Annotated in this window: 11 protein-coding genes; 6 read left to right on the top strand and 5 right to left on the bottom strand. The window is 67.3% G+C overall.

The window, feature by feature from the left end; translation table 11 throughout:
• Window positions 1-53: 53 nt before the first annotated feature.
• The gene (gene glgC / locus O5O53_RS03670; protein ID WP_269509142.1) at window positions 54-1,271 is read left to right on the top strand and encodes a glucose-1-phosphate adenylyltransferase; all 1,218 of its coding nucleotides are present in this window, start codon (window positions 54-56) and stop codon (window positions 1,269-1,271) included.
• On the opposite strand, the gene O5O53_RS03665 is transcribed toward glgC, so the two are convergent.
• On the bottom strand, window positions 1,268-1,942 hold the full coding sequence (locus O5O53_RS03665) for an O-methyltransferase (protein WP_302470922.1): 675 nt from the start codon (window positions 1,940-1,942) through the stop codon (window positions 1,268-1,270). The genes glgC and O5O53_RS03665 overlap by 4 nt on opposite strands.
• A 76-nt stretch (window positions 1,943-2,018) precedes the next feature.
• On the opposite strand from O5O53_RS03665, the gene sigE reads away from it, so the two are divergent.
• From sigE to tatB, 3 genes are read left to right on the top strand one after another with little or no spacing between them, the layout of a single operon-like run.
• Complete coding sequence (gene sigE / locus O5O53_RS03660; RefSeq protein ID WP_269509138.1) at window positions 2,019-2,612, top strand: RNA polymerase sigma factor SigE; 594 nt, start codon at window positions 2,019-2,021, stop codon at window positions 2,610-2,612.
• A gap of 17 nt (window positions 2,613-2,629) precedes the next feature.
• Window positions 2,630-2,968 (top strand): anti-sigma factor family protein, encoded by a 339-nt coding sequence (locus O5O53_RS03655; RefSeq protein ID WP_269509136.1) that lies wholly within the window; start codon window positions 2,630-2,632, stop codon window positions 2,966-2,968.
• Between the two features lie 10 nt (window positions 2,969-2,978).
• Window positions 2,979-3,392: a Sec-independent protein translocase protein TatB gene (tatB, locus tag O5O53_RS03650; protein ID WP_269509134.1), complete on the top strand. Its 414-nt coding sequence runs from the start codon at window positions 2,979-2,981 to the stop codon at window positions 3,390-3,392.
• On the opposite strand, the gene O5O53_RS03645 is transcribed toward tatB, so the two are convergent.
• Complete coding sequence (locus tag O5O53_RS03645; protein WP_269509132.1) at window positions 3,385-4,521, bottom strand: Mrp/NBP35 family ATP-binding protein; 1,137 nt, start codon at window positions 4,519-4,521, stop codon at window positions 3,385-3,387. The genes tatB and O5O53_RS03645 overlap by 8 nt on opposite strands.
• A gap of 52 nt (window positions 4,522-4,573) precedes the next feature.
• Between O5O53_RS03645 and O5O53_RS03640 the strand changes: the two genes are divergently transcribed.
• Window positions 4,574-5,089 carry a YflT domain-containing protein gene (locus O5O53_RS03640; RefSeq protein WP_269509130.1) on the top strand — a complete coding sequence of 172 codons (516 nt, stop codon included), beginning with the start codon at window positions 4,574-4,576 and terminating at the stop codon, window positions 5,087-5,089.
• Complete coding sequence (locus O5O53_RS03635) at window positions 5,082-5,795, top strand: hypothetical protein (protein ID WP_269509128.1); 714 nt, start codon at window positions 5,082-5,084, stop codon at window positions 5,793-5,795. Before O5O53_RS03640 ends, O5O53_RS03635 begins: the two co-directional genes overlap by 8 nt.
• Before the next feature lie 87 nt (window positions 5,796-5,882).
• Here O5O53_RS03635 and O5O53_RS03630 read toward each other — a convergent pair whose 3' ends face one another.
• From O5O53_RS03630 to O5O53_RS03620, 3 genes are all read right to left on the bottom strand, one after another.
• On the bottom strand, window positions 5,883-9,617 hold the full coding sequence (locus O5O53_RS03630) for a multifunctional oxoglutarate decarboxylase/oxoglutarate dehydrogenase thiamine pyrophosphate-binding subunit/dihydrolipoyllysine-residue succinyltransferase subunit (RefSeq protein ID WP_269509126.1): 3,735 nt from the start codon (window positions 9,615-9,617) through the stop codon (window positions 5,883-5,885).
• Window positions 9,618-9,740: 123 nt separating this feature from the next.
• Window positions 9,741-13,349, bottom strand: coding sequence for an ABC transporter ATP-binding protein (locus tag O5O53_RS03625; protein ID WP_437177840.1), 3,609 nt, complete (start codon window positions 13,347-13,349; stop codon window positions 9,741-9,743).
• Window positions 13,345-14,220 (bottom strand): hypothetical protein, encoded by an 876-nt coding sequence (locus O5O53_RS03620; RefSeq protein ID WP_269509124.1) that lies wholly within the window; start codon window positions 14,218-14,220, stop codon window positions 13,345-13,347. Before O5O53_RS03620 ends, O5O53_RS03625 begins: the two co-directional genes overlap by 5 nt.
• Window positions 14,221-14,250: the final 30 nt, after the last annotated feature.

Raw genomic sequence — 14,250 nt, 5'->3', positions numbered from 1 at the left:
CTTACGCGCGCGATTCCCTGCAGGGACCTGAAATTCTCATTAGCCTGGCTGGTATGAAAAGCCAGCCTCGAGTTCTCGCCATCGTCCTGGCCGGCGGTGAGGGCAAGCGCCTGTTTCCGCTGACCGCTGACCGTGCCAAGCCCGCCGTGCCGTTCGGCGGCAACTACCGTCTCATCGATTTCGTCCTGTCCAACCTGGTCAACGCGGGTTACATGCGCATCGCGGTGCTGACCCAGTACAAGTCCCACTCGCTGGACCGCCACGTGGCCACCGCATGGAACGTTTCCGGCCCGACGCAGCAGTACATCGCCTCGGTGCCGGCCCAGCAGCGCCGCGGCAAGCGCTGGTACTCGGGCTCGGCGGACGCGATCGTGCAGTCGCTGAACCTGATCTACGACGACGCGCCGGACTACGTCCTGGTCTTCGGCGCGGACCACGTCTACCGCATGGACCCGTCGCAGATGGTGGAGGACCACATCGCCTCGGGCAAGGCCGCCACGGTGGCCGGCATCCGCGTGCCGCGCTCGGAGGCGCACGCGTTCGGCTGCATCCAGTCGGACGACGACGGCACGATCACCGAGTTTTTGGAAAAGCCGTCGGACCCGCCGGGTACCCCCGACGACCCGGAGACCACGTTCGCGTCCATGGGCAACTACTGCTTCTCCACCGAGGCGCTGATCCAGGCGCTGCTGGAAGACGAGCAGAACGAGGACTCCGCCCACGACATGGGCGGCGACATCATCCCGTACTTCGTGGCCCAGGGCGAGGCCAACGTCTACGACTTCTCCCGCAACGAGGTCCCGGGCGCTACCGAGCGCGACCGCGGCTACTGGCGCGACGTGGGCACTGTGGACTCGTTCTACGAGGCCCACATGGACCTGATTTCCTCGCATCCGGTGTTCAACCTCTACAACAAGGCGTGGCCGATCCACGCGACGGAGGAGGACAACCTGCCTCCGGCGAAGTTTGTCATGGGCGGCATCGCGCAGGAGTCGATCGTGGCGTCCGGCTCCATCATTTCGGGGGCGACGGTGCGCAACTCGGTGCTGTCCACCGACGTCCGCGTGGAGGAAGGCGCCACCGTAGAGGGCTCGGTGCTGATGCCGGGCGTGCGCGTGGGCAAGGGCGCGGTGGTGCGCCACTGCATCCTGGATAAAAACGTCTACGTCTCCGACGGCGAAACCATCGGCGTGGACGCGCAGCGAGACGGGGAGCGTTTCACCGTCTCCGACAACGGCGTGGTGTGCGTGGGTAAGAGCGAGGTAATTTAGCGGCGCTTGGTTAGAAGCGTCAGCCCGCCGTCGAGGGGCAGGCGCGCAAGGGCCGCATCTTCGAGCGCAAGCGTATCGACGTAAGCGTCCGCCTCGCGCGCCGCCTCAGTGTCGCGGTCGCGGCGGGTGGGGTCGGCCACGGTGCCGTCGAGAAGCGAGCCCGCGATGACGAGCGTGCCGCCGGGGGCGAGCAGGGGCCACGCGGCGTCGATGAGCGGGCGCAGCTCCACGGCGGAGACGTCGGCGTAGATGAGCTGGTACGCGCCGGTGGCCAGGCGCCCCATCACATCGAGCGGGCGGGAGGTGAGGAAACGCACGCGCGACGGCGCAAAGCCCGCGGCGCGGAACGCCTCTTTCGCGCCCGCCTGCAGCGCCGCCTCCGGCTCGATGCAGGTCAAGGTGGCTTTTTCGCGCAGGCCGGCGAGGATGTGCAGGCCCGCAACCCCCGCGGCCGGGGTCACCGCGACCGCGCCCTGGGAGGCCTCATTGCCCGCCGCCAGCACGGACAGCAAATCGCCCACGACCTGGCTCGGAACCGGCACGCCGTTTTCTTCGGCGTCCTCGCGGGCGCGGGCGAGCGCTTCGCCCACCGCCTCCGGCAGGTGGTCCCGGCGGGAGTCGATGTAGGTGCTCAGTTGGGTAAACGCAGTCTCACTCACAACGGCAATCATAGCGGGGCCCATGTGTCCAGGGAGCTCACAGGAGACGCGCTGGATTCCGGGAGGTGAGTCTGCCAAACTATCTGCCATGACCTCTGAGGAAAACCAGCTGTCCGGCACTGCCGCGTTCGACGCGGGCGAGGGGGCCATGCCCACCTGGTCGGAGCTGGTGCAGGAACATGCAGACAGTGTGTACCGCCTGGCCTACCGCCTGTCCGGCAACCAACACGACGCGGAGGACCTGACGCAGGAAACCTTCATGCGCGTGTTCCGCAGCCTGAAGAACTACCAGCCCGGCACCTTCGAGGGCTGGCTGCACCGCATCACCACCAACCTGTTTTTGGACATGGTGCGCCGCCGCGCGAAGATCCGCATGGAGGCGCTGCCGGAGGACTACGAGCGCGTGCCCGGCACCGACATGACGCCAGAGGAGGCCTACAACGTGGCCAACCTGGACCCGGCGCTGCAGCGCGCGCTGGATGATTTGGCGCCGGACTTCCGCGTCGCCGTCGTGCTCTGCGACGTGATGGGCATGACCTACGAGGAAATCGGCGACACCCTTGGGGTGAAGATGGGCACGGTGCGCTCCCGCATCCACCGCGGGCGCGCGCAGTTGCGGGAGTCGCTGGAGAAGCAGGCGCTTGACGACGCGCACGCGAAGGAACTCATCCGCACCCGCTAACAAGCGACGTGATGTCAATGCCCAAACGCGAATTCAACTCCACCGACCACCTGAACCCGGAAGCGGTCGCCGCCTTCGTGGACGGCGAGCTATCTGATTCCGCGTTCCGCCGCGCCGCGCGCCACTTGGAGGATTGCGAGGAGTGCAGCGTCGAGGTCGACGCCCAGCGCCGCGCCGCGAACCGGCTTCGCGTGGTGGACAACTCCAGCGTGCACGCCCCGGCGTCCCTGGTGGAGCGCCTGGCGGGCATGTGCACCGAGGACCTCGACGGGCCGGGCGAGGTGCCGGGGCCGCGCGACAAGGTCAAGGACCTGCTGCAGTCGGCTCTGGGCGCGCTGAAGCGACGCGGGGAGTAGGGTGTTGTAGGTGTTTTCCAACATCGGCTGGGGCGAGATTTTCTTCATCCTGATCATCGGGCTCATCGTGATCGGGCCCGAACGCCTGCCGTCTGTCGTGGAGGATGTGCGCGCGGCGATCTACGCCGCAAAGAAGGCGATCAACAACGCCAAGGCCGAGCTCAACGGGGAGCTGGAAGGACTCGAGGAGTTTAAAAAGCCCATCGACACCGTGTCCCAGTACGCGGCGATGGGCCCGCGCCGCGCGATGGCGAAGGTGCTGTTCGAGGACGAGGCAGGCACGGCGCAGCCGGAACCCACCCGCTCCGGACCGCGTTCAGCGCAGTCGCAGCAGAGCCAGCCTGCGCCGCAGGAGGGGCCGAGGCTGGATCAGGCGGAGCGGCCGTCGAAAGGCAGGAGCTTCTCCTGGGAGGACATCACTTAACCCGTGGGTTGAGGCTCTTGCCGGCGAGGGACTCGCGGCGCACCTTCAGCTGATCCGCGACCGCCTGGATGGCCTTCGCGGCGGGGGAGTCCGGCTCGGAGATGGTGACGGGGGTGCCGGTGTCGCCGTGCTCGCGGAGCTTCGGGTCCAGGGGGATGGAGCCGAGCAGCTTCACGTCGGAGTCCGTCAGCTGGGTCAGGCGCTCGGCGACTTGCTCGCCGCCGCCCTCGCCGAAGATGTTCATGACGGTGCCGTCGGGCATGGTCATGCCGGCCATGTTCTCGATGACGCCGGCGATCTTCTGGTCCGTCTGCTGCGCGATCGTGCCGGCGCGCTCCGCCACCTCGGCGGCGGCGGCCTGCGGGGTGGTCACGATGAGCAGCTCCGCGTTCGGCACGAGCTGTGCGACGGTGATGGCCACGTCTCCGGTGCCTGGCGGCAGGTCCATGAACAGCACGTCCAAGTCGCCCCAGTACACGTCGGCGAGGAACTGCTGGATCGCGCGGGTGAGCATGGGCCCGCGCCACACGATCGGCGCGTTGCCCTCGACGAACTGGCCCACGGAGATGTGGCGCACGCCGTGGGCGATCGGCGGCATGATCATCTCGTCGACAACCGTGGGGCCCTGGTCAGTCGAGCCCATCAGGCCGGGCACAGAGTGGCCGTAGATGTCCGCGTCCACCACGCCCACGCTCAGGCCCTGCGCAGCTAGCGCGGTGGCCAGGTTCACGGTCATGGAGGATTTGCCCACGCCGCCCTTGCCGGAAGCGACGGCGAAGATGCGGGTGCGCGTGTCCGGGTCGGCGAACGGGATCGCAGGCCCGGTCTGCTCGCCGCGCAGCTTCAGCGCGAGCGCGCGGCGCTGCTCGTCGCTCATGGTGTGCAGGGTGACGGTGACGTCGCCGACGCCGTCGAGTTCCTCCAGCACCGCGCGTGTGTTGTCTTCGATGGTGTCGCGCATCGGGCAGCCGGCGATGGTCAGGTAGATGCCCACGGCCACGTCCGCGCCGGTAATGCGCACGGATTCCACCATGTCCAGCTCGGTGATGGGCTTGCCAATCTCGGGGTCCTCCACGCGCTCGAGTGCGGCGAGGACGTCCTGCTCTGTGATGTTGTGTTCAGTAGCCATGTTGCCCAGCAGTATAACGGTGCCCCGCGGTCGAACGGATACACTGGTGGGCATGACAAATCCCATGAGCAACTCGTCTCGCGTGCCCGCGCGCGAGGTTCCCACGGGCTGGCCTGTCGGCAGCTTCAAAACGTACGCGGAGGCGCAAGCCGCGGTGGATGCGCTTTCTGACAAGGAGTTCCCGGTGGAGAAGCTGTCCATCGTGGGCGTGGACCTGATGCAGGTAGAGAAGATCACCGGCCGCCTGACCTGGGGCAAGGTGCTGGGCACCGGCGCGCTTTCCGGCCTGTGGATGGGCCTGTTTTTGGGCCTGATCCTCTCGGTGTTCACGGAGCCGGGCTCGGGCTGGGTGACGTTTACCACCACGCTGATCCTCGGCGCGATCTTCGGCGTGATTTTCGCGGCGGTGGCCTACGCGTTTACGGGCGGCAAGCGCGACTTCTCCTCGGCGACGGCGATCGTGGCGGGCCGCTACGACGTGCTCTGCGAGCCGGACGCCGCCCCGCAGGCGCGCGACCTCATCGCGGGGCAGCTGCCTATCGACGACACGTCGCAGCCCAATGCGTAAACACACCCGCGCCCTGGCTGTGCTGTCCGCGTGCGCGATCACGCTGTCCGGGTGTTCCGCGCTGAGCCAGAAAAGCACCAGCAAGGAGCCGATCGCGATCGGCATCGACGCCGACGACCCGGAGCAGCGCGTGCTCGGCGAGATCTACAGCCGCGTGCTGCAGCAGCTGGGCCGGCCCACCAGCGTCACTGCCGCGGACTTCTCCGCGGGAGATACGCTGCGGGTGCTGAAGGAAACCCCGGTGGACTTCGTGGTGACCTGCACCGGGCGCCTCGTGGAGGAGACCGATGTGGAGGCCGCGAAGCGCCTGAAGAAGGAGGCGAAGGAGGAGCCGGCTGGCTTCTCGGACGTGGTCTACGACCAAGCCATCGCCGGCCTGCCCAGCACCCTGCGCACCGTGGACCCGTCGCCGGCGCAAAGCTGCGGGCGTTCGGGCGAGCTGCCGCAGAATATCATCCCGCTGTTCGACAAGTCCGGCTTCGACCGCGGCGAGATCAACCGCCTGAACTTCATCACCCGCGTCATCTCCACCAAGTCGCTGGAGGAGATGGTCGAAGACATCGAGGGCGGCGCCGACGTCCAGGACACGCTGGCGGCGTGGATGATGGAAAACGCCCACATCAACATCTACAACGACGAGCTGCCGGAAGCGGACGAGGACGGGGCAGCGGCGGGCGATTCCGCAGACAGCGCCGGCGCGCGCTAGAAAGACCCCAGATACGAGGAAGGGCCCCGGGATACCCCGGGGCCCTAACGCTTGTGGGGGAGCACCGGTGGCGCTCCCGTCGTCAAGCTACTTTGCAAATGCCTCCTCGAGCAGCTGCTTCTCCTCCTGCTGGTGCACCTTGGCCACACCGGTTGCGGTGGTGGACTGGGCGCGGCGGGACACGCGGACCATCTCCGGCATGTCCGGGATCAGGGTGCGCAGGTGCTCGTTGTAGAACGGCCATGCGCCCTGGTTTGCCGGCTCGTCCTGGACCCAGCGGATCTCCTTGGCGTTCGGGTAGTTCTTGAACGCGTCCGCGAGGCGGTTGAACGGGATCGGGTGGAGCATCTCCACGCGGATGATCGCGATGTCGTCGCGGCCGTCCTTCTCCTTCTTCTTGGCCAGCTCCCAGTAGATCTTGCCGGAGCACAGCATGATCGTGGTGACCTTGTCGGTGTCGCCGACGACCTTGTTGCCGCGCTCGACGAAGTTCGGGTCGTCGATGACGGACTGGAAGCGGTCCACCTCGATGAAGTCAGCCGGCTGCGAGACTGCCGCCTTGTTGCGCAGCATCGACTTCGGGGTGAAGACGACCAGCGGGCGCTTCATCTCGCCGAGAGCCTGGCGGCGCAGCAGGTGGAAGTGGTTTGCCGGGGTGGACGGCTGGGCAATCGTCATCGAGCCCTCTGCCACGAGCTGCAGGTAGCGCTCGATGCGGGCCGACGAGTGGTCCGGGCCCTGGCCCTCGTAGCCGTGCGGCAGCAGCGCGATCAGCGAGGACAGCTCGCCCCACTTGGTCTCGGAGGAGGACAAGTACTCGTCGATGATGGTCTGCGCGCCGTTGGCGAAGTCGCCGAACTGCGCCTCCCAAGCCACCACGGCGTCCTTGTTGCCCAGGGTGTAGCCGTACTCGAAGCCCATGCCCGCGTACTCGGTCAGGGCGGAGTTGAACACCTGGAAGTGGCCGCCGTTGTCGGCCTCCTGCGCGTTGTGGTCCAGCGGGTTGTACGGCTCCGCGTTATCCGGGTTGTACAGCACCGCGTGGCGCTGGGTGAAGGTGCCGCGCTGGGAGTCCTCGCCGGCGAGGCGGACAAACTTGCCCTGCTCCGCCAGGGAACCGAAGGCGAGCAGCTCGCCCCAGCCCCAGTCGATGTCGCCGTCAGTGAACGAGCCGCCGCGCTTCTTCAGCACGGACTTCAGGCGCTTGTTCGGCGTGAAGTCCTCCGGCAGGTTCGCGAACGCGTCGGCGAGGCGCTTGAACTGGTCCTCGGAGATGTTCGTGTCCAGGCCGCGGGTGAGCTCCTGCGACTCGGTGATGCCGGTCTGCTCGCTCGGCTGGCCCTTCTCTGCCTTGACGTCGGAGAAGACGGAATCCAGCTGGTCGTGGAAGTCCTGTGCTGCCTTCTCGGCGTCTTCCTCGGTGATGTCGCCGCGGCCGATGAGGTCCTGGGTGTAGCGGGTGCGCACCGACGGGTGGGACTGGATGCGGTCGTACATGACCGGCTGGGTCACCGTCGGGTCGTCGGCCTCGTTGTGGCCGCGCAGGCGGTAGCAGATCAGGTCGATGAAGACGTCCTTGCCAAACTCGCGGCGGTACTCGGTGGCCAGTTGGGCAACCCAGGCGGCGGCCTCCGGGTCGTCGCCGTTGACGTGGAACACCGGGCAGTCGAAGCCCTTGGCCAGGTCGGTGGCGTAGTAGGAGGAACGGCCGGAGTCCGGGGTGGTGGTGAAGCCGATCTGGTTGTTCACCACGATGTGGATGGTGCCGCCGACGGTGTAGCCCGGCAGGCGGGACAGGTTCAGCGTCTCCTGGACGATGCCCAGGCCGGTGAAGGAAGCGTCGCCGTGCAGCATCAGCGGCACGACCGGGTGGTCCTCGCGGCCCTTGGCAAACTTGATCTGGTCTTCCTTGGCGCGTGCCATGCCCACCAGGACCGGATCCACGGCCTCGAGGTGGGACGGGTTGGCGGCCAGGGAGACCTTGATCTCGCCGTCGCCGAACATCTGGATGTGCTCGCCCTCGAAGCCGAGGTGGTACTTCACGTCGCCGGAGCCGCCCTGCTGGGCTGCATGCACGTTGCCCTCAAACTCGTTGAAGATGGTGGCAACCGGCTTGCCCACGATGTTGAACAGCACATTCAGGCGGCCGCGGTGCGGCATGCCGACGACGACCTCTTCCAGGCCCTGGCCCGCCGCGGTGTCGATGATGGCGTCCATCAGCGGGATCAGGGTCTCGGCGCCCTCGAGGGAGAAGCGCTTCTGGCCGAGGTACTTGGTCTGCAGGAAGTTCTCGAAGGCCTCTGCGGCGTTGAGCTTCTGCAGGATGTACTTCTGCTCCGGGCCGGTCGGCTTGGGCATGCCGGCCTCGACACGGTCGCGCAGCCACTCGCGCTCGTCGCGGTCCATGATGTGGGAGTACTCGGTGCCCACCTTGAGGGTGTAGGCGGCGCGCAGGCGGGACATGACCTCGCGCAGGGTCATCTGCTCCTTGCCGCCGAAGCCGCCGACGTGGAAGACGCGGTCCAGGTCCCACAGGGTCAGGCCGTGGGTTTCCATGAGCAGGTCGCGGGAGTCCGGCTTGGGCAGGCCCGGCTGGTGCCAGTGCAGCGGGTTGGTGTCGGCGATGAGGTGGCCGCGGGAGCGATACGCCTCGATCAGCTGCATGACGCGGGTGTCCTTGTTGATGCCGGTGTTCGGCTCGTCCTGTGCCCAGCGCAGCGGAGCGTAGGGGATCTGCAGGGAGCGGAAGATCTCGTCCCAGAACTTGTCGTCGATGATCAGCTGGGAGATGTCGCGCAGGAACTCGCCGGACTCCGCGCCCTGGATGACGCGGTGGTCGTAGGTGGAGGTCAGGGTGACCAGCTTGCCCACGCCGAGCTCGGCGAGGCGGTCCTCGGAGGCGCCTGCGAACTCCGCCGGGTAGTCCATTGCGCCGACGCCGACGATGGTGCCCTGGCCCTTGGTCAGGCGCGGGATGGAGTGGCGGGTGCCGATGCCGCCCGGGTTGGTCAGCTGGATGGTCACGCCGGAGAAGTCGTCCATGGTGAGCTTGCCGTCGCGGGCGCGGGCGACGATGTCTTCGTACGCCTCGACGAACTCGTTGAAGGACTTGTTCTCGCACTCCTTGATGGCGGCGACGACCAGGGAGCGGGAGCCGTTCTTGCCTGGCAGGTCGATGGCCAGGCCGAGGTTGATGTGCTCCGGCTGCACCGCGAAGTACTTGTTGCCGTCCTCCTTGTAGTTCTTGTTCATGTCCGGGTGCAGCTTGGTGGCCAGGACAATGGCGTAGCCCAGGATGTGGGTGAAGGAGACCTTGCCGCCGCGGGTGCGCTTGAGGTGGTCGTTGATCAGCGCGCGGTTTTCAAACATGAGCTTGACCGGCATGTCGCGCACGGTGGTCGCGGTCGGCACCTCGAGCGACTCGTTCATGTTCTTGGCAATGGCCTTGAACGCGCCCTTGAGCTGGAACTCGCCGGGCTCAGCCTCGATCTGGTTGACCTTGTCCAGCGGGGAGGCCTTCGCCGGGGCCGCGGGGCGCTTCGGCTTCGCCGCGACCTTGGCCGCTGCCTCGTCCACCTTGGTCTCGCGGCCGTCCTGGCTCGGTGCGCCGGTGGTGCGGGAGACCTTCGGGTCAGTCTTCGGAGTGCTTGCGCTCTCGTCGGAAGGGGTGACGTTGGGGGTGCCCTTCGCGGTCTTCGGAGCGCCCTTGTTCTCGAAGAGTTCGCGCCATTCGGCGTCCACCGAGTTGGGGTCGTCCTTGTACTGCTGGAACATCTCGTCAACCAGCCAGCTGTTCTGGCCGAACGTGTTTTCGCTGCTCACGGCAGGTTCTCGCCTTCCTTCTGGGTTGTGTTCGCGGAACGTTTCTTTGACTGTAATCGTCGGCGCTGGTAACGCGCTAACTTGGGTTGTTCCTCTCCACGGGGTCCTTGTGTTTCACCCCCGTTATCGGTTAACAGCCCACATATGGGCATATCTTCCGCCTGCGGAGATGAGGTCCTCGTGGCAGCCGTCTTCAATGATACGTCCTTCATCAATCACGAGTATTCGGTCCGCCCGCGCGGCGGTGGCGAGCCGGTGCGCGACGACGACGGAGGTGCGGCCTTCCATCGCGCGATCGGAGGCGTCGAGGACGGCGCGTTCGGTGGCGGGGTCGAGGGTGGCGGTGGCTTCGTCGAGAAGCAGCACCGCGGGTGTGAGCATTTCGGCGCGGGCAAGCGCGATGATTTGACGCTGCCCGGAGCTTAGGCCCCGGCCGCGTTCGCCAACGCGCGCGTTGAAGCCGCCGGGGATCGTGCCGATGACGCCGAGGGCGCCGATGCGCTCCACCGCGGCCTGCACCTCGGCGTCCGTGGCTCCGGCGGCGCCGTAGGCGATGTTGTCGGCGACGGTGCCGGGGAAGAGGTAGGACTCCTGCGGCACTTGCGCGAGCGCGCGCCGCCACTCCGCGAGCGGGAACTCGGTGACGTTCGTCCCCGACGCGCGCACGACACCTTCCACTGGGTCGTAGAAGCGGGCCAGCAGCTTGACGACGGTCGATTTGCCCGCCCCCGTCGGACCCACGAGTGCCACGGTGGAGCCGGGCGAAAGGGACAAATCCATGCCGTCGATGACTGGCTCTGTGTCCGGCGAGTAGCCGAAGGTGACGTCGTCAAGCACAAGCTCCCCGGACGCGGCGGTGTGCGCACCGGGGCGGGTACCGGTGTCGGGGACGGTGGTGCGCTCGGCGAGTAGTTCGCGGATGTGGTCGAAGCTGACGGTGGCTTGCTGCCAGGAGTCGAAGATTTGGCCGAGCTGCTGGATCGGGCCGTAGAGCTGGCTGAGGTACATGGTGAACGCGACGAGCACGCCGACCGACAGCGTGCCGTCAGCGATGCGGGTGGCGCCGACGCCGATGATCACCGCGGTCATGACCTGGGAGACGAACTGCATGCCGGGGAAGTACAGGCCCACTAGGCGCACTGAGTTCATGCGGATGCGGCGGTATTCGTCGCTCATCTGGGCAAAGCGCGCTTCGAAATGGTCTTGGGCGAGGTGGGTCTGGGTGACGCGGATGCCGCCGATGAGCTCGGCGAACTCGCCGTTGACCGCGGAGATCTGCGCTCGTGCGGCGGCGTAGAAGCGCTTGGAGAAGTGCCTGAAGCCCCAGGTGGCCAGCGCGATGACGGGCACGGCGGCGAACGCGACGAGCGCGAGCTGGCCGTCGGTGGCCACCAGCATCACCGTGACACCGATAAGCGAGCCGACGGCGACGATGGCTTGGGCCAGCCCGGTTTGCAAGAAGCTGGACAGGGTGTCGATGTCCGTGGTCATGCGCGTCATGATCTTGCCGGACAGGCGCGACTCGAAAAAGCTCAAGCCCAGCTGCTGCAGGTGGGCGTACGAGCGCAGGCGCAGGCCGTAGAGGAGGCGCTCGCCGGAGCGCGAGGACAGCACCGTCATCACGGTCATGGACGCCCACGCCACCGCCACCACGGCGAGCGCGATCAGCCCGGTGCGGATCAGGCTTGCCTGGTCCGAGTTGGCGATGCCGCGGTCCACGGCGGCGCGCACGAGGGTGGGAAACGCCAGGTCCGCCACCACGCCTACCACCAGCAGGGCGACGGTGCCGGCGATGAGCCAGCGCACCGCGCGGAACAGGTCGCGCACGTGGAAATCGCTGGACGGGGTGCGCAGCTGCTCCAGGCGCTCGGCGCTCAAATCCGGCTGCTCGGAGGCCGCCGGGAGTTTCTCCACCCGCGCGAGCAGCTCCGGGGTGGCGTTGACCGTGGACGCGCGTCCGGTGGTGGGCACGATCACGCGCTCCTGCTCGGGCTCGGTGACCTCGGGCCACAGCTCGGCGCGCGACGGGGCCGCGGGCAGCTCCGCCGGGGTATCGGCGGACATGGTGGCCAGGTACTCCGGGCTTTCCATGACCTCGTCGCGGGGGCCACACTTGACGACGGCTCCGTGGTCGACCACCGCCACCTGATCCGCATGATCCACGGTGGACTGACGGTGCGCGACGGTGAGCACCGCGACGTCTGTGAGCTCCTCGCGCAGGTTGCCCAGGATGCGGGATTCGGTGACGGCGTCGATGGCGCTGGTGGCGTCGTCGAGCACGAGCACCTCCGGCTTCGCCATCAGCGCGCGGGCCAGGGCGATGCGCTGGCGCTGCCCGCCGGATAGCGTCAGGCCGCGCTCGCCGACTTCGGTGTCGTAGCCGTCGGGCAGGCGCTCGATGAACTCGTCGGCGCAAGCCAGGCGCGCTGCCTCGCTCACAGCGGCGTCGAGCTGATCCGGCGGGAGGTGAGTACCCATGGCAATGTTTTCGCGCACGGAGGAGGAGAACAAGAACGCCTCGTCGAACACGCACAGGACCTTCTCACGCAGTGCGGCGGGGGAGGCGGAGCCGTCGAGAAGCTTCACGCTCCCGGAATCCGGCTGGTAGAACCCGCCGGCGAGCTGGACGGCCATGGTTTTGCCCACGCCGGGCGGGCCGACGAGTGCGACCGTTTCGCCCGGTCGGACGGCGAGCGAAAAGCCGTTGAGGACGGGGTTGCCGCCGGTGGAGAAGTGGACGTTGTCGAAGTGCAGGCCGGTGCCGGCCGTGGGGGCTGCGGCGGTCTCAGCGGCGGGGGCAAGCTTGAGCACGTCGTCAAGGCGGTCGAAGGAACTCATGCCCATCTGCAGGCGCACGTACTGGTTGGTCAGCATGGACATCATCGACGTCATGGAGGTCAGGTACGCCGTGAACGCGACGAACTGGCCGATGGTGATCTGCCCGCGGATGGCCAGCATGCCGCCGGCGATGATGGTGACCACCAGCGCGACCTTGGGCAGCTGGGAGAGTACCGGCTGGAAGCGCGCCGTGAGCTTCGCCGCGCGCATCTTCACCGCGTAGAGGTGGCGGCCAAGCTGATCTAGCTGGTCGATCTCGCGCTGCTCCTGGCCGAACGCCTTGACCACACGCACGCCCGAGACGGTCTGCTCGACGTGCTCCGCCAGCTCCGCGGTGGCGTGCTGGTTCACCCACGTGGCGGCGTAGAGCGTTTTGCGCGAGCGGTTGGCTTCCCACAGGATCAGCGGCAGCAGCGCCAGCGACATCAGGGTCAGCGGGATGTCCATCCACAGCATCACCGCAAGTGTCAGCGCGAGCTGCACCACGCGCGTGAGCAGCATGGGCAGGTTGGCTAGCACCATGTGGTACTGGTTCAAATCCGAGATGGAGCGCGAGACGATCTGGCCGGTGACGATCGTGTCCTGTCCCGGCCCATCCAGGCGGTGCAGCGTGCGCAGGAGTTCGGTGCGCAACCAGTGCTGGGAGCTGGACGCCAGCCGGCCCGACGTGACGCGGCGGGTGAAGCTTAGGGCGTAGGTGGCCGCGGCGACGGCGACCATTGCCCACGCGGTGCGCGTCACCGATCCCTCAGCGTTGCCGGTGGCGATGTCCACCGCGTGGCCGGTCAGCGCCGGCACCGCCGTCTGGAACACCGCGGCGAGCGTGGCCGCGGTAAAGGCGGCGACGGCCGCGGGGCGGTTGGCGCGAAGGGACCTGGTGAGCAGGGGGTTAATTGTTGTCGCCGTCCTTGTCCTCGTCCTTGAACTGGCGCAGGATCCAGGCGGCGAAGTCCTTCGGGTTCAGACTCAGGCCCTTGCCGTCCTCGTCATCGCTGTCGTTGTCCTTCTCCGGCAGCGGGGTGGCAAAGCCGGCCGGCACGGCGCCGAGGCCGGACTGGACGTTGCCGATCACGCCGTCGGCCAGCTTGCGGTTGGCGGTGGTGCCGGCGACCGCGCCGATGCCCAGCGGCATAAGCTTGCCCAGCCACGCGCGGCGCAGGGATTTCCGCATGGAACGCATGGCGATGCGCTGCAGCACGTTGTTGGTGTTGGACAGGGTCGGGCCGGAGAATTTGGCCAGGGTGGACTTGCCGGGGATCTTGCCGGCGTCGTCGCCAAGCATGGCGTCCACAATCGCCAGCCCCTTCGCGCCCATCAGCAGCGAGAGCACGAGCGCGCGGCGGCGCTCCGGGTCGTCGATGTCTTCGCCGCGCAGGTAGGCGGATGCCACGGCGTAGAACGCGGCGAGGTCCAAAAACAGCACCGATTCGCCGGCGACCGCGGCCGCGCCGCTAAACAGGCCGATGCCGGGCACGGCGGCTGCGGCACCCACGCCCGCGCCGGTGCCAGTGACGGTGTTTTTCAGGTGCTTGTCCATCAGCTTCTGAATCTCCGCGGGCGTGGCCTCCGGGTTCTGGCGGCGCAGCCAGTCCACGTAGGTGCGGATGGTGGAGGTCTGCATCTGCACAGCCTTATCCACCGCGCCGATAAACGCGCGCCCCAGCGGGCCGGCGTCCTTTTCTAACTGCTGCGGGTCTTCGCGCAACGCTTCCTCGATCTCTTGACGGACGGCGAGGTCCTGGTTCTTTTTCTTGTTGCCAAACATCGTGTGCTCTTTCGTTAATGGTCTGATTTA

The sequence above is a fragment of the Corynebacterium faecium genome (genome assembly GCF_027257105.1).
In the GTDB taxonomy this organism is placed as follows: Bacteria; Actinomycetota; Actinomycetes; order Mycobacteriales; family Mycobacteriaceae; genus Corynebacterium; species Corynebacterium lehmanniae.
This window is presented reverse-complemented; position numbering and strand designations above follow the sequence as displayed.

What these genes read in the sequence shown, in the direction of transcription:
- glgC (WP_269509142.1), top strand. Translation starts at nt 54, where the DNA reads ATGAAAAGCCAGCCTCGAGTTCTCGCCATCGTCCTGGCCGGCGGTGAG.
- O5O53_RS03665 (WP_302470922.1), bottom strand. Translation starts at nt 1,942, where the DNA reads ATGATTGCCGTTGTGAGTGAGACTGCGTTTACCCAACTGAGCACCTAC.
- sigE (WP_269509138.1), top strand. Translation starts at nt 2,019, where the DNA reads ATGACCTCTGAGGAAAACCAGCTGTCCGGCACTGCCGCGTTCGACGCG.
- O5O53_RS03655 (WP_269509136.1), top strand. Translation starts at nt 2,630, where the DNA reads ATGCCCAAACGCGAATTCAACTCCACCGACCACCTGAACCCGGAAGCG.
- O5O53_RS03645 (WP_269509132.1), bottom strand. Translation starts at nt 4,521, where the DNA reads ATGGCTACTGAACACAACATCACAGAGCAGGACGTCCTCGCCGCACTC.
- O5O53_RS03640 (WP_269509130.1), top strand. Translation starts at nt 4,574, where the DNA reads ATGACAAATCCCATGAGCAACTCGTCTCGCGTGCCCGCGCGCGAGGTT.
- O5O53_RS03635 (WP_269509128.1), top strand. Translation starts at nt 5,082, where the DNA reads ATGCGTAAACACACCCGCGCCCTGGCTGTGCTGTCCGCGTGCGCGATC.
- O5O53_RS03620 (WP_269509124.1), bottom strand. Translation starts at nt 14,220, where the DNA reads ATGTTTGGCAACAAGAAAAAGAACCAGGACCTCGCCGTCCGTCAAGAG.